Source organism: Microbacterium hydrocarbonoxydans (assembly GCF_900105205.1).
GTDB lineage: Bacteria > Actinomycetota > Actinomycetes > Actinomycetales > Microbacteriaceae > Microbacterium > Microbacterium hydrocarbonoxydans.
This window is the reverse complement of the sequence record NZ_FNSQ01000005.1, coordinates 710,077-729,602: the sequence shown is the minus strand read 5'-3', so window position 1 is coordinate 729,602 and position 19,526 is coordinate 710,077. Positions and strand designations below refer to the sequence as shown.

11 protein-coding genes are annotated in these 19,526 nt (G+C 69.6%); 3 read left to right on the top strand and 8 right to left on the bottom strand.

Features of this window, described 5'->3' with window-relative positions; translation table 11 throughout:
• Positions 1-68: 68 nt before the first annotated feature.
• Genes mmsB through BLW44_RS03715 form a run of 3 tightly spaced genes read right to left on the bottom strand, consistent with a single transcriptional unit; the run spans position 69 to position 3,676 of the window.
• The gene (gene mmsB / locus BLW44_RS03725) at positions 69-971 is read right to left on the bottom strand and encodes a 3-hydroxyisobutyrate dehydrogenase (RefSeq protein WP_060928393.1); all 903 of its coding nucleotides are present in this window, start codon (positions 969-971) and stop codon (positions 69-71) included.
• The gene (locus tag BLW44_RS03720) at positions 968-2,149 is read right to left on the bottom strand and encodes an acyl-CoA dehydrogenase family protein (protein ID WP_060928394.1); all 1,182 of its coding nucleotides are present in this window, start codon (positions 2,147-2,149) and stop codon (positions 968-970) included. Before BLW44_RS03720 ends, mmsB begins: the two co-directional genes overlap by 4 nt.
• A gap of 24 nt (positions 2,150-2,173) precedes the next feature.
• Positions 2,174-3,676, bottom strand: a complete 1,503-nt coding sequence (locus BLW44_RS03715) for a CoA-acylating methylmalonate-semialdehyde dehydrogenase (protein WP_060928395.1) — start codon at positions 3,674-3,676, stop codon at positions 2,174-2,176.
• 169 nt (positions 3,677-3,845) lie between these two features.
• On the opposite strand from BLW44_RS03715, the gene BLW44_RS03710 reads away from it, so the two are divergent.
• Complete coding sequence (locus BLW44_RS03710; protein ID WP_082724639.1) at positions 3,846-5,885, top strand: beta-galactosidase; 2,040 nt, start codon at positions 3,846-3,848, stop codon at positions 5,883-5,885.
• 69 nt (positions 5,886-5,954) lie between these two features.
• Here the strand turns inward: BLW44_RS03710 and pulA are convergent, their stop codons facing one another.
• Together pulA and BLW44_RS03695 are read right to left on the bottom strand one after the other, a co-directional pair.
• Positions 5,955-11,987 carry a pullulanase-type alpha-1,6-glucosidase gene (pulA, locus tag BLW44_RS03700; protein ID WP_082724640.1) on the bottom strand — a complete coding sequence of 2,011 codons (6,033 nt, stop codon included), beginning with the start codon at positions 11,985-11,987 and terminating at the stop codon, positions 5,955-5,957.
• A gap of 421 nt (positions 11,988-12,408) precedes the next feature.
• Positions 12,409-13,593: a thiolase family protein gene (locus BLW44_RS03695; RefSeq protein ID WP_060928396.1), complete on the bottom strand. Its 1,185-nt coding sequence runs from the start codon at positions 13,591-13,593 to the stop codon at positions 12,409-12,411.
• 461 nt (positions 13,594-14,054) lie between these two features.
• Here BLW44_RS03695 and BLW44_RS03690 point away from each other — a divergent pair, with 461 nt between their 5' ends.
• A complete protein-coding gene (locus tag BLW44_RS03690; RefSeq protein ID WP_060928397.1) occupies positions 14,055-14,642 on the top strand; it encodes an antibiotic biosynthesis monooxygenase in 588 nt (195 codons plus the stop codon).
• A gap of 577 nt (positions 14,643-15,219) precedes the next feature.
• Here the strand turns inward: BLW44_RS03690 and BLW44_RS03685 are convergent.
• Positions 15,220-16,119: a LysR family transcriptional regulator gene (locus BLW44_RS03685; protein WP_060928735.1), complete on the bottom strand. Its 900-nt coding sequence runs from the start codon at positions 16,117-16,119 to the stop codon at positions 15,220-15,222.
• Between the two features lie 93 nt (positions 16,120-16,212).
• Here BLW44_RS03685 and BLW44_RS03680 point away from each other — a divergent pair, with 93 nt between their 5' ends.
• Positions 16,213-16,878: a type 1 glutamine amidotransferase domain-containing protein gene (locus BLW44_RS03680; protein ID WP_060928734.1), complete on the top strand. Its 666-nt coding sequence runs from the start codon at positions 16,213-16,215 to the stop codon at positions 16,876-16,878.
• Positions 16,879-17,069: 191 nt separating this feature from the next.
• Here BLW44_RS03680 and BLW44_RS03675 read toward each other — a convergent pair whose 3' ends face one another.
• Both BLW44_RS03675 and araA read right to left on the bottom strand, forming a co-directional pair.
• Positions 17,070-17,996, bottom strand: coding sequence for an aldose 1-epimerase family protein (locus BLW44_RS03675; protein WP_060928733.1), 927 nt, complete (start codon positions 17,994-17,996; stop codon positions 17,070-17,072).
• Entirely contained in the window at positions 17,996-19,519 is a 1,524-nt protein-coding gene (gene araA / locus BLW44_RS03670) for an L-arabinose isomerase (protein ID WP_060928732.1), read from the bottom strand. Before araA ends, BLW44_RS03675 begins: the two co-directional genes overlap by 1 nt.
• Positions 19,520-19,526 lie beyond the last annotated feature (7 nt).

Sequence of the window (19,526 nt, the reverse complement as noted above, 5' to 3'; positions counted from 1 at the left end):
GAATCCCGAGGAAGTGTCCGCAGATCGGGGCACAGTGTGCAGAACGGGACGATGAGGGGGACCGGGGGTCACACACGTCCGTCGCGGATGTCCGTGATGATGCCGGAGAAGTCTCGCGTCGCGCCCTCACCGTCGGCGTAGGCCGCGTACAGCTGCTGCGCGAGTCGCCCCATCCGGGCATCCGTCGAGGTCTGCTCGATCGCCTGCAGCGCGAGGCCCAGGTCCTTCGCCATCAGCGACCCCGCGAATCCGGGCTGGTAGTCGCGGTTCGCGGGACTCGTGGGCACCGGGCCGGGCACGGGGCAGTTCGTCGTGATCGACCAGCACTGACCGGATGCCTGCGAGACGACGTCGAACAGCGCCTGATGCTCGAGCCCGAGCCGCTCACCGAGCACGAACGCCTCCGCGACCGCGATCTGCGAGACGGCGAGCACCATGTTGTTGCACACCTTGGCGGCCTGCCCGAGGCCGGGACCACCGCAGTGCACGATCCGCTTTCCCATGACCTCGAGCACCGGCAGGGCGGCAGCGAAATCCTCGTCGGACCCGCCGACCATGAACGCGAGCGTGCCGTTCTCGGCACCCACGACTCCGCCCGACACCGGGGCGTCGATGTTGCGGTGCCCCGCGGCGAGCGCGAGCGCGTGGGCGGCGCGAGCCTCGTCGACCGCGATCGTCGACGACTCGATGAACAGCGTGCCAGGGCGCGCGGCGGCGAGCAGCTCGGTGCGGTACGCGTCGATCACGTGCCGCCCGGCGGGGAACATCGTGATGACGACATCGGCGTCGGCGACGGCATCCGCTCCGCTGGCCGCGACCGGGATGCCGGCGGCCTGCGCCGCCTCGATCGCGGCGGGCATCAGGTCGAAGCCGTGCACCTCGTGCCCCGCGGCGACGAGGTTCTGCGCCATCGGCAACCCCATGTGGCCGAGGCCCAGGAACGCGATCCGCATGGTCGACGCCTCGGTCATGACGCACTCCGCATCGAGGCCGACCCCGCCGGTCGCAGCATCTCGCGTCCGACGATCAGTCGCATGATCTCGTTCGTGCCCTCGAGGATCTGATGCACCCGCAGATCGCGGACGACCTTCTCGATCCCGTAGTCCTGCAGATACCCGTAGCCGCCGTGCAGCTGCAGGGCGCGGTTGGCGACGTCGAACGCGGCATCCGTCGCGAAGCGCTTGGCCATCGCGCAGCGCATCGTGGCGTCCGGAGCGTGCTCGTCGACCGCCAGGGCCCCGTCGCGGACCATCAGCCGAGCGGCCTGCAGGTCGGTGCGCATGTCGGCGATCGCGAAGAGGATCGACTGCTTCTCGGCCAGGGGCTCGCCGAACGCCACCCGCTCGTGCACGTACTGCACGGCGCGATCCAGCGCCCACTGGGCGCCGCCGAGGGAGCAGGCGGCGATGTTCAGCCGACCGCCGTTGAGCGCCGACATCGCGATCGCGAAGCCGCGCCCCTCCTCACCCAGCATCGCGGATGCCGGCACGCGCACCCCGTCGAGGATGACCTGCCGGGTGGGCTGCGCATGCCAGCCCATCTTCTTCTCCGGCACTCCGAAGCTGAGTCCCTCGGCGTCACCGGGAACGAGGAATGCGCTGATGCCGCGGGCTCCCGGCTCTCCGGTGCGCGCCATCACGACGTAGACCGCAGCCTCCCCCGCCCCGGAGATGAACTGCTTCACGCCGGTGAGCACGTAGTCGTCGCCGTCGCGCACGGCGCTGGTGGCGACGTTCGCGGCATCGGACCCGACGCCCGGCTCGGTCAGGCAGTAGCCGCCGAACTCCTGCATCGCGGTCAGGGCGGGCAGCCACCGGCCCCGCTGCGCGTCGTCGCCGTAGGTGTCGATCATCCAGACGACCATGTTGTGGATCGAGATGTACGCGGCGACCGCGGTGTCCCCCTGGGCGAGCTCCTCGAAGATCGCCACGGTGTCGGATCGGCTGAGCCCGGTGCCCCCGAAGTCCTCGCGCACATAGATGCCGCCGAGGCCGAGCTCCCCGGCTTTGCCTAGGGACTCGCGGGGGAAGATGTGCTTCTCGTCGCGCTCGGCCGAGAACGGCGCGAGCTCGGTCTCGGCGAAGTCGCGCACGGCGTCGAGAATGGCCTCGCGCTCTTCGGCGGTGGTGGTGACGGTGATCATGGTCATGTCGATTCCTTGTGGGCGTCGAGGTCAGTGCATGGTCGGGATGACGAAGCTGGCACCGTCGCGGATGCCGGCCGCCGGCCAGCGGCTCGTGACCGTCTTGGTCTTCGTGTAGAAGCGGAAGGCGTCGGCACCGTGCTGGTTGAGGTCGCCGAACCCGCTGCGCTTCCAGCCGCCGAACGTGTAGTACGCGATCGGCACGGGGATCGGCACGTTCACGCCGACCATGCCGACCTCGACGCGGGCGGCGAAGTCGCGGGCGGCATCGCCGTCGCGGGTGAAGATCGCGACGCCGTTGCCGTATTCGTGCTCGGAGGCCATGCGCAGCGCCTCCTCGTAGTCCGCGGCTCGGGCGATCACGAGCACCGGGCCGAAGATCTCCTCGCGGTAGATCGCCATCTCGGTGGTGACGTGGTCGAAGAGCGTCGGGCCGAGGTAGAAGCCCTGCTCGTGCCCCTCGACCGTGAACCCGCGGCCGTCGGCGAGGAGGGTCGCGCCCTCGTCGACGCCCTGCTGGATGTACCCCTCCACCCGTTCGACGGCCGCCCGCGTGACGAGCGGTCCGTAGTCGACGTCGGCGGCCAGCGACGGGCCGATCCGCAACTGCGCCACGCGTTCGGTGAGCTTGGCGGCGAGCGCATCCGCCGTCTCCTGCCCGACCGGCACCGCGACGGAGATGGCCATGCACCGCTCCCCCGCCGAGCCGTAGCCCGACCCGATCAGGGCATCGACGGCCTGATCGAGGTCGGCATCCGGCATCACGATCATGTGGTTCTTCGCGCCGCCGAAGCACTGCGCGCGCTTGCCGTGCGCTGCGGCGGTCGAGTAGATGTACTCGGCGATGGGGGTCGAGCCGACGAAGCCGACGGCACGGATGCGGTCATCGGTCAGCAGCGCGTCGACGGCCTCCTTGTCTCCGTGCACGACGTTGAGGACACCGGCGGGCAGCCCCGCCTCGAGGAACAGCTCGGCGATGCGCACCGGCACCGAGGGGTCGCGCTCGCTGGGCTTGAGCACGACGGCATTGCCGGCCGCGAGCGCGGGGCCCGCCTTCCAGAGCGGGATCATCGCGGGGAAGTTGAACGGGGTGATCGCGGCGACGACCCCGAGCGGCTGGCGCATGGAGTACACGTCGATCCCGGTGCCTGCACCTGTGGAGTACTCGCCCTTGAGCAGATGCGGGGCACCTGCGGAGAACTCGATGACCTCGAGGCCCCGCTGGATGTCGCCCTTGGCGTCGTCGACCGTCTTGCCGTGCTCGCTCGCGAGGAGTTCGGCGAGCTCGGTCATCTCGCGCTGCACGAGGTCGAGGAAGCGCAGCAGCACTCTGGCGCGCTTCTGGGGGTTGGTCGCCGCCCATTCGACCTGGGCGGCTTCGGCGTTCGCGATCACGTCGGCGACCTCGGCCGCGGAGGCCAGTGGCACGCGTGCCTGGATGCGTCCGGAGCTCGGATCGAACACGTCGGCGAAGCGTCCACCCTCGGGGGTGAGGTGCTTTCCGCCTACGAAGTGGGGAATGGTACGAGTCATTGTGCGATGTCCCTTCGCGCCGTCGTTGGCACTATGTCGATGGTACTTCGGCACCCGTCGATTTACTAGGGTGTCCTTGCAGTTGCGGAAGCACGCCGAACGACTGTGCTGGAAAGCGCTTCCCCGCTAGGGTCGAGAGAGCAGGCCGAACACCCGACCCAGGAGACTCATGCACTACGGCGCCGACTACAACCCCGAGCAGTGGCCGCGGGAGGTGTGGCCGGACGACGTCCGGCTGATGCGCGAGGCCGGCGTGACGCTCGTGAGCCTGGGGATCTTCTCGTGGTCGCGCATCCAGCCGGCCGAGGGCGAGTTCGACTGGGAGTGGCTCGACGAGATCATCGGGCTGCTGCACGAGGGCGGCATCCAGGTCGACCTCGCCACCGCCACCGCATCCCCGCCGCCGTGGGCCTCGACCGCCTACCCCGAGATGCTGCCGCAGGATGCCGACGGCTCGACGTTCTGGCCCGGCAGCCGCCAGGCCTTCGCGCCCTCCTCTCCCGTCTACCGTCGCCTCGCGGCCGAACTCGTCACCGCTCTCGCGGAGCGCTACGCGCAGCATCCTGCCGTCGTGCTGTGGCACGTCAACAACGAGTACGGATGCCATCTGCACTACGACTACTCCGACGCCGCGCGCGACGCGTTCCGCGCATGGTTGCAGCGCAGGTACGCGACGATCGACGCCCTCAACCACGCCTGGGGCACGGACTTCTGGTCGCAGCGCTACACCGCCTTCGATCAGATCGTGCCGCCGCGCAAGGCGCCGTACAGCATCAACCCGACCAGCGTGCTGGACTTCAAGCGGTTCACCTCCGACACCCTGCTCGAGCTGTACGTGATGGAGCGCGACATCATCCGCGCCGCGGGGGCGACCCAGCCGATCACGACCAACTTCATGGGCGCGTTCCCGCCGGCCGACTACTGGAAGTGGGCGGCCGAGGTCGACGTGATCAGCGACGACAACTACCCCGATCCCAACGACCCCCAGTCGTTCCGCGGGGCCGCGTTCGCGCGCGAGCTGATGCGCGGCCTCAAGCCCGGGGTGCCCTGGATCCTCACGGAGCAGTCCACCAATGCCCTGAACTGGCGTCCCACCAACGCCCCGAAAGCACCCGGCCAGATGGCGGCGATCAGCGCGCAGGCGGTGGGCCGAGGCGCCGACGGGATCATGTTCTTCCAGTGGCGGCAGTCGCGCCGCGGCAGCGAGAAGTTCCACTCGGCGATGGTGCCGCAGGCCGGGCTCGACACCCGGACCTGGCGGGAGGTCGTCGAGCTGGGCGGACAGCTCGCGCAGCTCCCCGAGATGCCGGACGTCTCGTCGGGGGCGAAGATCGCTCTCGTCTTCGACTGGGAGAACTGGTGGGCGATCGACGGGCGCGACCACCCGATCGTGCTCGACTACCTGACGCTCTCGCACCGCTGGCATGCGGCGCTGCATCGGCAGAACCTCGCGGTCGACATCGTGAACACGACGAGCGATCTCCGCGGCTATTCACTCGTGGTCGCGCCTCAGCAGTATCTGCTGAGCGATGAGGGCGCCGCGAATCTCACGGCGTATGTCGCGCAGGGCGGCGACCTGTTCGTCTCGGCGTTCAGTGATGTCGTCGACCAGGACGACGCGTTCCGCGAGGGCGGCTTCATCGTCTCGCTGCGGGACGCGCTCGGCGTCGCGCTCGAGGACTTCGGGGCGCTGGTGCCGCCCGAGTCGGTGCGATCGGCCGACTCGGCCGGAGAAGTCGCGAGCCACGCGGTGCCCGACGGGCCGGGCCAGTCGGAGGCGCCAGTGGACGGCCCCGCGGGGACGATCGTCGGCCAGTACTTCGCGGAAGAGCTCCTCGTGCAGGATGCCGAGGTGCTGGGTCGCTTCACCGAGGGTCGCACCGCCGGGCGAGCGGCGTTCACCCGCAAGGCCTTCGGGGACGGCAACGGCTACTACCTCGCGACGATCCCGGACGACGCCGGCATGGCAGCCGTGCTGCGCTGGCTCGCCGCCGAGGCGGGAGTGACCGCCGAGATCGAGGGCCTTCCCGAGCACGTCGAGATCGCACGCAGAGGCGGCATCCTCACCGTCATCAACCACAGTGCAGAGCCGTTCGCGGTCGATGTGCCCGGCCGCGACGTGCTCACGGGGTCGACCGAGGCGCGCCGCGAGCTCGGTGCGTACGGCTGGGCGTTCATCGACACGAGCGGGGCCGACGCGCGGGACTGATCACGCGAGGACGGCCGCGGTCGCGCGGGTCGAGGGGTGCGGCGCGCGGCCGCACCCCTCGCCTCGACCTCAGTAGACGATCACCGGGAGGCTGCGCGTGCTGCGGGAGTCCTGCCACGGCTCCGTACCGTCGAAGCGGACCGTGAGCAGGTGCACCCCACGGCTCAGCTTCGGCACCGACACGGTGACCCTGCCCTTGTCGGAGGGAGCCAGCTCGACCGTGGCGACGACCTTGCCGCGGTCGTGCACCGTCACCGTGCCCACCGGCGCGCTGCCGTCGTCGGCCGCCACGGTGACCTTCACGGTGGCGCTCTTGCCCGACTTCACCAGCAGGTCGGAGGAGGCGCGCACCCGCGTATCGATCGGCTGCACCTGGTCGTCGACCAGCACGGCGACCGACCGGGCGGGGATCGTCACGGTGCCGGTCGCGGCGTCCCAGGTCGTGGTCTTGACCACGGCATCCGCTCCGTTCGCCTGAGCCGGGGTCAGCGCGAACGAACGCCCGGCCAGGCCGGCGACGGTCTGCGTGACCGGCGCAGGAGAGGAGTTGAACGCGACGAGCGCACCGTCGAGATCGGCGTCGGCGTCGGGACCCGTCAGGTCGTCGATCTGCATCAGGATCACGCCCGGAGCCGCCCCCGCCCCACCGTTCGGGAACGTGACCTTCTGCTGGATCAGCTCGGCCGAGCCGAGCCGCAGCAGATCGACCTCGTCGCGGATGCGCAGCAGATCGAGAGCGGATGCCTCTGCGGCCGCCATGTCGGCCGCGGCCGGCTTGAGCGCAGGATCGGCGAGCAGCGGCGCCATGATCGGCCACTTCTCCTCGTTGTCCGCCGCGGTCGGCAGCCCCGAGCCGAACGTCGACTCCTGACCGGTCCAGTCGATGCGGTTGAACCAGTCACCGGAGTTGTAGCTGTTGCGATCGAGGGACTTCGACCGCAACAGCTCGGTGCCTGCATGCCAGAACGACGGCGACTGCGAGAGCGTCACAGTCGCGAGCTCCAGCGTGTTCATCCGCACGCGGTCGGCCATCGTCGTGTCGACCGGGAGCTTGAGCACCGAGAGGTCGTAGAGCGTCTCGTTGTCGTGCGCATCGACGTAGTTGATCGTCTCGTCCGGCTGATCGGCATAGCCCGCCGCGGAGCCGCGATAGTCGATCGCCTCTCCCGCCGTCACCGAGCCGTCGCTCGTCGTGAACTCGAAGTCGCGCAGATTGCCCGCCAGCCCGAGCTTGACGAGATCGGTCTCGTGGCCGAGGTCGGCGAGCGCCTGCTCGACCGTGCCGTTGATCGGATCGCCGTTCGGGTCGGTGCCGAGACCGGTGCCGAAGCCCTGACGGAACGTCGACGACGAGTCGACCGGGCTGCCGCCGTGCACGGCGTCGCGCAGGCGGTCGTTGAACGTGCCGATGCCGGTGCCTCCCAGCTGCCCCTGGGTGGCCTGCTCGAACAGCGCATCGTCCGCCACCTCGCCGAAGTTCCAGCCCTCGCCATACAGATGGATCGCCGAACCGTCGACGCCGTCCTTCGCGAGGGTCAGGGCGTCGAGCGCGTCGCGGATCGCCTGCATGTTCGTCGTCGAGTGGTGGCCCATGAGGTCGAAGCGGAAGCCGTCGACCTTGTAGTCGCGCGCCCAGGTCACGATCGAGTCGACCATGAGCTTCTGCGCGGCGAGGTGCTCGGTCGCGACGTTCTGGCAGCACGTCGAGGTCTCGACGCCGCCGGCCGCGTTCAGCCGGTGGTAGTAGCCGGGCACGACCTGATCGAGCACCGACTTCTCGGCCTGACCGGATGCCGCCGTGTGGTTGAACACCTCATCGAGCACGACCTGCAGGTCCATGTCGTGGAGAGCGCCGACCATCGACCGGAACTCGCTGACCCTGGCGCCGCCGTCGGCGTCGACCGCGTACGAGCCCTCGGGCGTCGAGTAGTGGTACGGGTCGTAGCCCCAGTTGAAGCCGTCGGCATCCGCGACCGCCTGGATGCACGCCTGCTGTGCCGCGTCGGCCGGGCCGAACGAGGCGAGGTCGCAGTCGGGCACCGCCTGCGCTGCGCGGTCCTCCTCGATCGAGGCGATGTCGAAGGAGGGCAGCAGGTGCACGGTGTTGATTCCGGCATCCGCGAGCTGCTTCAGCTGATCGGTGCCCGCGCTGTCGCGGGTGAACGCCAGGTACGTGCCGCGCTCGTCGGCCGGAACCGTCTCGTCGCTGATCGAGAAGTCGCGGATGTGCAGCTCGTAGATCGCCCGGTCGACCGCGCGCTCGACGACCGGCGCTTCGGCCTTCTGCCACTGCTTCGGCTGCCAGGCCTTGTCGTCGAGGTCGATGGCGACCGAACGCCGCGAGTTCAGAGTGAGCGCCGTCGAGTAGGGATCGGTGACCCGGTTCGTCTCGATCGCACCGGCCGTCGGCGCATAGACCACGACCTCCCACAGGAACTCGTCGCCCTTGAGATCCTTGGCGCCCGCGACCGACCAGACGCCGGACGCCGCATCCCACGCGGCCTCGTGCCGAGCGGGGTCGCCCTCGGCGCCCTCGTCCCAGGTGAGAAGGGTCGCGCTCTGCGCCGTCGGCGCCCACAGCCGGAACGTCGGCTTCTTGCCCGAGAACGTCACGCCCAGGTCGACGTCGTCGAGGGCTGCGGCATAGAGATCGTCGAGAACCCCGGCGATCTGCACGCCGGTGAATGCGGAGGGCGCACCCGTCTCGTCACGTTGGACGACCGCGAGCTGCGCTCGCAGCAGTGCCGCCGCATCGGCATCCGTCACCCGCAGGGCGAGGTATCCGTCGAGCGCGGGGAACCGGGCGAGCTGCTCGTCCGTCAGGCCGCCCTCGATCACCTCGAGCGCGATCGACTCGCCACCCGCGATGTCGCCGTCTGCCACCGCGAGCGAGGCGTCCGCCGAGGAGTACAGCTGATAGGCGGCCTTGTCGACAGACCCGAGAGTCGCCGGCCAGGCGATCGTCTCGGCGTCGACCCACTGTGCGCGCTGCTCTCCGGTGCCGGGGAGCTGCGGGTCCGCGCTCACGACCTCGAGGACGTGCGTCGCCAGCGTGTAGCGGAACGACGTCACGCTGCCCTCGGCCGCGCTGAACGAGATGTTCGCGCCGCCCGGCACTCCGTCGGCGCCGTAGTTCTCAGCCCAACTCAGGCCGTGCGCCACCTTGAGCTCGTAGGCTCCGGTGGGGAGGTCGGCGGTCGAGAACTCGTAGACGCCGTCGCGGTCGCCGTCGGCCATGAGGGTGCCGAGGCAGTCGGGAGACCAGTCCGCCGCGCAGCCGAGCTCGTCCTGCAGAGAGCCCGGCAGCGTCACGATGGGTCCGTCGGCCGAGGACTGCACGATGTTCGTGCGCGGGTCGAAGTAGAAGGTGATCGGCCCGCCCGCGTGGGTGAGCGTGACGTTCGAGCCGTCCGGCACACCGTTCGCACCGTAGTTGACGGCCCAGCTGCCGTTGATCGCGGCCTTGTACTCGTAGTCGCCGGCCGGCAGATCGAAAGCCCCCTCCCATACGCCGTCGGCGCGCAGGGTCAGCTTCGCCTTCTCGCAGGCAGGGTCCCAGTCGCCCGCACAGCCCATCTCGGAGTTGAGACTGCCGGGCACGGTCACCATGTCGATCGGAGACTCGGGCTCCTCGCCGGCCGTCAGCGTCACGGCGTTGCCGACCGACGCGTACGTCGAGGCTGCGGCGTGGTTGCCCGCGGCATCCGTCGTCACGGCCCGGTATTCGACGAGCGTGCCGTTCGCGAGATCGCGGATGTCGTGGAAGACGCGGGGGTCGGTGTCCTCCGCGGTGCCGAGCGCGTGCCACTCCTCGGAGCCGACGACGCGCCAGGCGAAGCTCGTCTGCGCCCACTGATCGGCGATGTCGGCCTGCACGGCGGACTGTCCGGTGACACCGGCTCCGGCGGCGGGCACGACGACCTCGACGGATGCCGCCTCGGACGGCGCCGTGACGGTCGAGTCGGCTTTCCAGACCACCGCCGACAGAGCCGGCACCGTGATCGAGGCGGCCGCACCGGCATCCGTGGCGAGGGACGCGGCGTCACCGTAGAGCACCTCGTACGAGGCGTCGGCGGTCAGCGTGGTGAGGTCGACCGTCTGCGCGGTGGCGGCGTTGTTCACGGCCACCAGGTATTCGACCTTGTCGTCGGCATCCACGCGGGAGAACGCGTACACACCAGCACCGGACGCCGCGTACCGCTCGATCTGCGCGCCCTCGCTGAGCGCCGGGTTCGACTCCCGGAGCTCTGACAGCGCGGCGATGTGCTCGTAGAGCGCGGCATCCGTCGCATAGCGGTCGACCGAGCCGGCCTGCTCGCCGGTGATGAGGTTCTGATTCGCGTAGTCGGCGACCTGGGTGGCGAAGAGCGACTGCCGGGCGTCCTTGTCGCCGCCGGGGCCGGCGAAGCCCTGCTCGTCGCCGTAGTAGACGACCGGCTGACCCCGGGTGAGGAACATGAGCTCGTGCGCCAGCTCGTCGCGCTCGAGCGGAGCATCCGTCGTCTGGAGGAAGGATCCGACCCTGCCCATGTCGTGGTTGCCGAGGAACGTGGGCAGTGCCGTCGCCGACGAGTCGGGTGTCGTGTAGCGATCGTCGCCCGCGAACAGGGACTGCAGGCCCTTGGCCGAATTGCCCGACGCGTAGCTGACGGCGGAGGACTGGAACGTGAAGTCGAGGATCGAGTTCATGTCGGTGTCTCGCACGTACGGTGCGAGCTTCACCGGGTCGGCGTCGTAGACCTCGCCGAACATGAAGAAGTCGTCGTTGCCCTTCTCGTGCGCGTAGTCGAGGACGTCGGCCGTCCATTTCTCCCAGAACTCGAAGTTCACATGCTTGACGGTGTCGATGCGGAAACCGTCGATGCCGAGGTCGATCCACTTGTCGTAGACCTCGACGAAGCCGTTGACCACCGTCGGGTGCTCGGTCATCAGGTCGTCGAGTCCGCTGAAGTCGCCGTATGTGACCGACTCCCCTGACCAGGTCGAGTCTCCGCGGTTGTGATAGAGCGACGGGTCGTTCAGCCAGGCCGGCACCTTGACGTCGGCCTCGCTGTCGTCGATCACCGGCGTGTAGGGGAAGCTCGTCGCCAGGTCGAGTTCGGGGAACCCGTCGGTGCCCGCGTGGTCGGCCGGGTCGAACGCCGTGCCCGCGGCATCCGTGTAGGGACTCGTCGCCTGGTCGATGTAGGAGTACTGCCCCTCGGCGTAGTCGATGACGTCGGCGGTGTGGTTGGTGATGATGTCGAAGTACACCTTGATGTCGCGGGCGTGCGCGTCGGCGATCAGCGCCTGCAGCTCCTCATTGGTGCCGAGGTGCGGGTCGATGCGGGTGAAGTCGGTGATCCAGTAGCCGTGATAGCCGGCCGAGGCGTTGGCGCCCTCACCCTGCACCGGCTTGTTGGCGAAGCTCGGCGTCAGCCAGATCGCCGATGTGCCGAGCCCCTCGATGTAGTCGAGGTTCTCGCGGATTCCGGCGATGTCGCCGCCCTGATAGAAGCCCTTGTCCGTGGGGTCGAAACCGGTGGTGAGCCGGTCGCCCTCGAGACCGCCGGTGTCGTTGGCCGTGTCGCCGTTCGCGAAGCGGTCGGTCATCACGAAGTAGAACTGCTCGCCGGCACCCGCCTGTCGGGCCGGGCTCGCGATGAGCGCCTCATCGTCGGAGGTGAAGCCGCCACGCAGGTCGGTGGACTCGAGCCCGACGCGCTTGAGCGTGTCGTCGAACGTGAAGCGGAGGGTTGTCGGGCCGGCCACCGTCAGAGGGATGTCGTCGGCCCCGCCGTCGAGCCCGTACGCCTCGTCCCAGCTGTCGTTCACCGCGACCTTGTACTGCCACGTGCCCGCAGGGACCTCGAACTCGGCCGAGTAGATGCCCTCGGCGCCCGTGGGCTCGAGCTCGGTCTCGGTGCAGTCGGGCGCCCAGTCCGCCGCGCAGCCGAGCTCGGACTGCAGCGAGCCCACGAGAGCCACGGTGCGATCGGCCGCCGCGGCGGATGAGCCGCCGAGAGTGCCGGCCGCGCCGAAGCCCGAGACGACGAGCGCGGTGGCGGCGAGTAGAGCGAGCGGACGTGAAGCGGTCGTCTTCGACCGAGCCGACTTGAACAAACGATGCTCCCTGATGGCGGCGGACACGACGACGTGTCCGGAGGCTTGCGAGTGAAGCTAGCAGGGCGGGGTCTATGACTGCAAGCGCTTGCAGTAGTGTTCTGGCGAAAAGTCAGGGGTGTGAATGTTGCTGATGGCCTTAAGTCGCAAACGCTTCCAGGATCGCGAATCCCGGGTGAGGAGGATTTCTCGCCGCGTTCACCGTCCGGACACCTTCGCCGACTACAACTGCAGATGCGCGGACACAGACTCAGACCGGATCGGGTAGTCACGTCATCCGCGCATACGGTGAGCGTCTGCTCCCGAAGAGACCCCCGCCGAATCGGGTCGGCGGGGGTCTTCTCTGTCTTGTCCGGCGAACATCGACCCGGCAGGGGCACAGCGGGTGCCGGACGCCGGATGCCGGATGCCGGATGCCGGATTACAGCCGCTCGATGATCGTGGCGTTCGCCATGCCACCGCCCTCGCACATGGTCTGCAGTCCGAAGCGGCCGCCGACCGCGTCGAGGTGGTCGATCAGGGTGCCGAGCAGGCGGGTGCCCGACGAGCCCAGCGCGTGCCCGAGGGCGATCGCACCTCCGCGCGGGTTGAGCTTGGCGGCATCCGCCCCGAGTTCCGCGGCCCAGGCGAGGGGCACCGACGCGAAGGCCTCATTGACCTCGTAGGCGTCGAGGTCATCGATCGTGAGTCCGGTGCGTTCGAGAATGCGCCGCGTCGCGGGGATCGGACCGGTCAGCATCATGAGCGGATCGTCGCCGACCACCGTGAACGCGTGGAACCTCGCCCGCGGCGTGAGTCCCAGCTGTTCGGCACGCTCGGCGCTCATCACGAGCGCAGCGGATGCTCCGTCGGTCAGCGGCGAGGAGTTCCCGGGGGTGATCCGCCAGTCGACGTCGGGGAAGCGGGCGGCGAGCGCATCCGTGCGGAATGCCGGATGCAGCCCTGCCAGGCCCTCCGCGGTCGTGCCCGCGCGGACGGTCTCGTCGACGACGGCATCCGGAGCCTCGGCGACCGGGATCACCGTGCGTCCGAAGAAGCCCTCGTGCCATGCCGCAGCCGCGCGGCGGTGCGACTCGGCCGCGTAGGCGTCGAGTGCGGCGCGGTCGAGACCCCACCGCTGCGCGATCAGCTCGGCGGAGACACCCTGGTTCACGAGCCCGTCGGGGTAGCGCTCGCGCAGGCGCGGCGACATCAAGCTGCCCCCAGTGGCCGAGGAGCCGAGCGGCACCCTGCTCATCGACTCGACACCGCCGACGATCACCGCGTCGTAGGCTCCGGCGATGATTCCCTGGGCGGCGAAGTGCACGGCCTGCTGACTCGACCCGCACTGCCGGTCGATCGTCGTCGCCGGGATGGTCTCGTCGAAGCCCGCGGCGAGCACCGCCTGCCTGGCGATGTTCGAGGACTGGTCGCCGACCTGACTGACGCAGCCGAGGAGCACGTCGTCGATCTGACGCGACTCGAGCCCGCTGCGCTGCAAGATCGCGGCGAGCGCACCCGCCGCGAGATCGACGGGATGAACGCCCGACAGCGCTCCGCCCGGCTTGCCGCGCCCGACGGGCGTGCGGACGACATCGATCAGGACGGCTTCGCTGCGCGTGCTCATGGGTCCTATTCTCACCCCGGGAGCGAGGGACGGATGCCGCTGCGGTGCGGTGCGGTGCGGTGCCCTGCCGTGCGGTGCGGTGCGGTGCGCTGCGGTGCGCCAGCAACGGCCATGGGCGCCCCCTGAGGCCGAATTCCCCGCATCCGGCCTTCGCAGGCGCATTCGGCCTTCCCGAGCGCACGGCATCCGGCATCCGATATCCGGGCATCCGGCATCCGGGCTGTGGCATCCGACATCCGGGCATCCGGCATTCGGGCTCCGGCATCCGGGCTCCGGCGTCCGGCACCCGGCATCCGTCCTCATGCGCGCCGTCTGAACCTCGGATGCGGTCTTCGCGTGCGGCGAAAACGGACGGCGACCCCCGGCATCCGAAATACAATCGATCACGCGCCCGCACCCCGGCGCATCCCCCATCGTCGAGGCGCCCGCGATCCGGGCCCACCGCTTTTCTGAGGACCGCCATGTCCAGCGAACCCATCACCGTCTCCATCCGCCGCGAGGTCGACCCCGAGCATGTGGCCGCCGCCACCGCCTGGGTGCAGACCGGCGTGAATCTCGCCCACCGGTATCCGGGCTTCCTGGGCTCAGGATGGGTGCGCGACGGCGAGGACTCGCACGTCTGGCACATGCTCTACCGGTTCTCGGACGAGAAGTCGCTGATCGCCTGGGAGCAGTCCGGCGAGCGCGAGTGGTGGAAGTCGACCGGCGAGCAGTTCGTGCGCAGCGAGCGCGTGCGCCGCCGCACGGGCATCGAGGGCTGGTTCGACGAGCCGACCACCGACACGATCACCCTCCCCCGCGCGGACGGGTCCACGACCACGGTCGCGATGGTCAGCTCTCCGCCCCGGTGGAAGCAGGCCGTGTCGATCTGGCTCGGGTTCTTCCCACTGAACCTCGCGTTCACCTATGCCCTAAGCCCGGTGCCGGGGTGGAACGAGCTGCCGATCTGGCTGCGAGTGCTGGCCACGACGGTGGTGCTCACGCCGATCATGACCTACTGGGTGCTGCCTTGGGTCACCCGGACGCTGCGCCACTGGCTGAACCGCTGAGACCTCGCGGGCGGTCGCGGCCGGCCCCGCCCTCGCGCCGGGGCCGGCGCGAGAGTGCCGTCGCGCCCGTGCCGTCGCGCCCGTGCCGTCGCGCCCGTGCCGTCGCGCCCGTGCCGTCGCGCATCTGTCGCCCCTGCATCCGAGAGCCCCTGCATCCGTGGGTGGTCAGTTTCGCACCGCAAGCACACGTTTCGGATGCGCTTTTGACCACGCACCGAACGACGGATGCACTATTGACCTCGCACCCGATGAGGGATGCGACAGCAACCCCGCATGGAACGCCGGATGCGACACTGCCCCGCAGCGAGTTCCCGGGCGTCCTCAAGATCCCCATGTATCTCGGTGCGTGGTCGATTTCGCACCGCACACGCACGTTTCGGATGCGCTTTTGACCACGCACCGCGTGAACGCTGCACTTCTGACCACGCACCGCGTGGGCTATGCGAAATCGGGCTCGCACCGGAAGACGGATGAGACATCGACCTCGCACCGGAAGACGGATGAGACATCGACCCCGCACCGGAAGACGGATGAGACATCGACCCCGCACCGGGCGAGAACGCCTCAGCCATGACCGTCAGAGGTCGGCGACGGCGGCGCGCAGCGCCTTCTCCACGGCCGCGACCCCGTCGGACAAGGGCCCCGGTCGCCGCACGAGGTACAGCGTGTTGATCGGCGGATCCTCAGTCGGTCGCAGGTCGACGAGTCTGCCATCGGCGAGTTCGTCGGCGATCAGATAGGTCGGCAGGGCGGTGACGCCCGCCCCCGCAACCGCAGCGGTCGCGAGCGCGCGCAGGTCGGGGAAGACGAGTGCCGGTTCCCGGTCGAGACGAATGCCGAACACGTGGCGCCAGTACCGTCGGATGATCGGCACGTCGCGGTCGTATGCCAGCAGAGGCACGTGCGTGAGCGCAGCCGGCGAGAGGTCCGGTGACGGATCGAGCCGCAGCGACGGGGAGGCCACGAGAGCGAACTCCTCGTCGAACAGCGGCATACTCGGCAGCGTGCGTCCGCGAGGGCGCACGGCTGAGATCACCAGGTCCAGGCTGCCGACTCTCAGCTGTTCGAGCAGATCGTCGGCCAGGCCCGCGGTCACCGCGAGCCGCAGTCCGCCGGCCACAGCGCTCGCGAGGGCCGGGGCCGCTACAGCGGCCAGGAACTCCCCTGCCCCGCCCAGGCGCACGACCGGCGGTTCGAGGTCCGGTCGGGTGCCCAGAGCATCCGCCAACGCGTCGAGCGGGCCCGCGAGCCGCGCAGCGAGCTCGTCGGCTCTCGGCGTCGGGCGGATGCCGCGGGCATGACGGACGAACAGCGGCTCGCCGATGCTCGCCTCCAGCGCCTGCAACTGCGTCGTCACCGACGACTGCGCGAGTCCGAGCGTGCGCGCCGCCGCCGACACCGAGCCCGATCGGTGCGCGACGAGGAAGGTGCGCCACAGCCCCAGGTCCTGCAATCCATCGCCATTCCGATTGCTCATATCGGCAATCTATCGGAATCGTTCGTCATGGCGGGCCGTTGTCCTGAATATCGCATCCGCACGGCATCCGTCGTCCGAACCTTGGGAGCATCCATGTCATCTGTCCTCTTCGTCGTCACCAGCGCCCGCACCTGGACCCTGTCCGACGGCACCGAGCACCCCACCGGCTACTGGGCCGAAGAGCTGCTCGCCCCCTATCGTCTGCTCACCGCCGCCGGGCACGATGTGGTGTTCGCGACACCGGGCGGCGTCGAGCCGGTCGCCGATGTATCGAGCCTCGGCGATGGGGATGCCGCGGCGCTCGCGCAGATCCCGGGACTCAGCACTCCTCAGGTGCTCGCCGACGTCGATGTCGCCGACTACGCGGCGGTCTACTACCCAGGCGGCCACGGCCCGATGCAGGATCTCGCCGTGAATGCCGACTCGGCGGCGCTCATCTCGGCGACCGTCTCGGCGGGACGTCCACTGGCTGCGGTGTGCCACGGCCTCGCGGCTCTGCTGCCCGCACGCGACGCAGCGGGCCAGCCGCTCGTCGCCGGACGGCGCATCACCGGGTTCTCCGACGAGGAGGAACGGATCGGCGGCCTTGCGGACCGTGCGCCGTTCCTGCTCGAGACCTCCCTGCGCGAGCTCGGCGCTGACATCGAGGTGACCACCCCGTGGAGCGATCACACGATCATCGACGGGCTGCTCATCACCGGCCAGAACCCGCAGTCATCCGCTTCCGCAGCCCAGGCCGTGATCGCGGCGCTCTCCTGAGTGAAGGGGGCGCGGTGCGTCGCGGGAGCGGTCGCGGTCGCTATGCGCGCCCGTCCCCCGACCCGCCCCTCCCTCGGTGCGGGGTCAATTTCGCACCGGTAACGCACGTTTCGGATGCGCTTTTGACCCCGCACCGCTCGCCCGATGCGAAACTGACCCCGCAGGGAGCCAGCGCCCGCGACGAGCGAAGCTCAGACGGCGGAGATCAGCCAGGATGCGGCGTGCGCCGCTCCGGGGGCGAGCACGACGACATCCGTCCCCGAGTTGAACGCATCCGGCGGGCAGGTCATCGGCTCGACCGCGAGTCCGATGCGATGGATCGCGTCGATGCCCGGATTGTCGGCGGTGTGCACCTGCACCCACGGGCAGCGCTCGTCGAACCTCATCGTGACGCCGGTCCCGGCATCCGACACGACCCGCACCTCCGCGACCCCGTCCTCGCGCGCGAGACCAGTGAACGCGTGATCGATGAACACGTCGCCGATCCGGCGCGCGGCCTGGAAGTCCCACTCCGGATGCTCCGACACGCCCTCGAGCGCGACGGGGCTCAGCCGGTCGGGCGTCACGGTCAGCACCTCGGATGCCGGTAGGGTCAGCGTCCAGTCATCCACTCCTCCCGCCCCGGCGACCAGATACGGGTGCGGACCGGTGCCCCAGGGCGCGGCATCCGTCCCGAGGTTGTGCGCGGTCACGGTCTGACGCAGGCCGTCGGCGTCGAGCCGGTACTCGGTCTCGACCTCCACCCGGAAGGGGTAGCCGGTCTGCGGCTCGATCACGGCGGCGAGCACGACCCGGTCGTCGAGGATCAGCCGGTCGGAGAACTCAGCCCACGCGAGGAGGCCGTGCAGCGCCTGCCCCCGTGCGGGTTCGGTGAGGGCCAGCCGATGCTCGATCCCGCCGAACCGATACCGCCCGTCGACGATGCGATTCGGCCACGGGGCCAGCGTCGTACCGCGGTATCCCGGTCGCACCTCGTCGGCGTCGAACGGCACGACGAGGTCGCGCCCCTCGAAGGTGAGCGTGCGCAGCGACGCGCCGACACTCGCGATCACCGCCTCGTACCCGTGCCCGGCGATGCGCAGCTGCCGTCCGGACCGCGGCTGCACCGCGTGGGTCATCACAGTCCCTGAGCGAGTCGGTAGTACGCCTGGTTCCAGCGCACCTGCTTCTGGAACTCGGGCAGCGTGGTGCTGTCGTCGATCACGAGCAGCTCGACCTCGGCCATCTCGGCGAAGTCGCGGAAGGCATCGAGGCCGACGGCGGTCGACATCACCGTGTGGTGCGCAGCACCGGCGGTCAGCCAGGCGGCGGCCGAGGTGGTGAAGTCGGGCTGCGGCTTCCACACGGCGCGGCCGACCGGCAGCTTCGGCAGCGACTGCCGCGGCGGCACGTTCTCGACCACATTGGCGGTGAGGCGGAACCGGTCGCGCATGTCGCTCAGAGCGACGACGATCGCGGGCCCGGGATCGGCGGTGAAGACCAGGCGCACCGGATCGTCCTTGCCGCCGATGCCGAGCGGGTGGATCTCGAGCGTCGGCTTCGCGGTCGTCAGCGAGGGCGAGACCTCGAGCATGTGCGCCCCGAGGATCAGCTCGTCGCCCGGAGTCATGTCGTAGGTGTAGTCCTCCATGAGGCTCGCCCCACCGGGCAGTCCAGCGCCCATCACGTTCGCGACCCGCACGAGGATCGCGGTCTTCCAGTCGCCCTCGGCACCGAAGCCGTACCCCTCGGCCATGAGGCGCTGCACCGCGAGACCCGGGAGCTGCTTCAGCGCGCCGAGGTCTTCGAACGAGGTCGTGAAGGCGCCGAATCCGCCCTCCTCGAGGAATGAGCGCAGGCCGATCTCGATCGCCGCACCGTCACGCAGCGACTGGTGGCGGTCGCCACCCCGGCGGAGTTCGGGCACCACCTCGTACAGCTCCTCGTACTCGGCCACGAGAGCGTCGATCTCGGAGTCGGATGCCGCGGCGACCGCATCCGCCAGGTCGTTCACGCCCCACGTGTTGACCTGCACGCCGAAGCGGAGCTCGGCCTCGGTCTTGTCGCCCTCGGTGACCGCGACGTAGCGCATGTTGTCGCCGAAGCGGGCGAGCTTGAGCGAGCGGGATGCCGCGAGACCGGCCGCCGCGCGCTGCCACGTCGCGACCTCCTGGCGCACCCGCGGGTCGCTCGCGTGGCCGACGATCGTCTTGCGGGGCACGCCGAGACGCGTCTGGATGTAGCCGAACTCGCGGTCGCCGTGCGCCGCCTGGTTGAGGTTCATGAAGTCGAAGTCGATGTCGGCCCAGGGCAGCTCGACGTTCGCCTGCGTGTGCAGGTGCGCGAGCGGCTTCTGGAGCGCGTCGAGACCGGCGATCCACATCTTCGCGGGGCTGAACGTGTGCATCCACGCGATCAGTCCGATGACCCGGTCGTCGGCGTTCGCCTCGAGCGCCGTGCGCTTGATGGCGGCGGCATCCGTCAGCACCGGCTTCCAGACGACCTTCACCGGCACCTCGCCGGCCTCGTCGAGGATGCGCGCGATCTCCTGCGACTGTTCGGCGACCTGCGCGAGCGTCTCGGGGCCGTACAGGTGCTGGCTGCCGGTGAGGAACCAGACCTCGTAGCCGTCGAGCGAGGTGGAGAGCGGGGTGCGGGTCATGAGGGGT

What these genes read in the sequence shown, in the direction of transcription:
- mmsB (WP_060928393.1), bottom strand. Translation starts at nt 971, where the DNA reads ATGACCGAGGCGTCGACCATGCGGATCGCGTTCCTGGGCCTCGGCCAC.
- BLW44_RS03720 (WP_060928394.1), bottom strand. Translation starts at nt 2,149, where the DNA reads ATGACCATGATCACCGTCACCACCACCGCCGAAGAGCGCGAGGCCATT.
- BLW44_RS03715 (WP_060928395.1), bottom strand. Translation starts at nt 3,676, where the DNA reads ATGACTCGTACCATTCCCCACTTCGTAGGCGGAAAGCACCTCACCCCC.
- BLW44_RS03710 (WP_082724639.1), top strand. Translation starts at nt 3,846, where the DNA reads ATGCACTACGGCGCCGACTACAACCCCGAGCAGTGGCCGCGGGAGGTG.
- BLW44_RS03695 (WP_060928396.1), bottom strand. Translation starts at nt 13,593, where the DNA reads ATGAGCACGCGCAGCGAAGCCGTCCTGATCGATGTCGTCCGCACGCCC.
- BLW44_RS03690 (WP_060928397.1), top strand. Translation starts at nt 14,055, where the DNA reads ATGTCCAGCGAACCCATCACCGTCTCCATCCGCCGCGAGGTCGACCCC.
- BLW44_RS03685 (WP_060928735.1), bottom strand. Translation starts at nt 16,119, where the DNA reads ATGAGCAATCGGAATGGCGATGGATTGCAGGACCTGGGGCTGTGGCGC.
- BLW44_RS03680 (WP_060928734.1), top strand. Translation starts at nt 16,213, where the DNA reads ATGTCATCTGTCCTCTTCGTCGTCACCAGCGCCCGCACCTGGACCCTG.
- BLW44_RS03675 (WP_060928733.1), bottom strand. Translation starts at nt 17,996, where the DNA reads ATGACCCACGCGGTGCAGCCGCGGTCCGGACGGCAGCTGCGCATCGCC.
- araA (WP_060928732.1), bottom strand. Translation starts at nt 19,519, where the DNA reads ATGACCCGCACCCCGCTCTCCACCTCGCTCGACGGCTACGAGGTCTGG.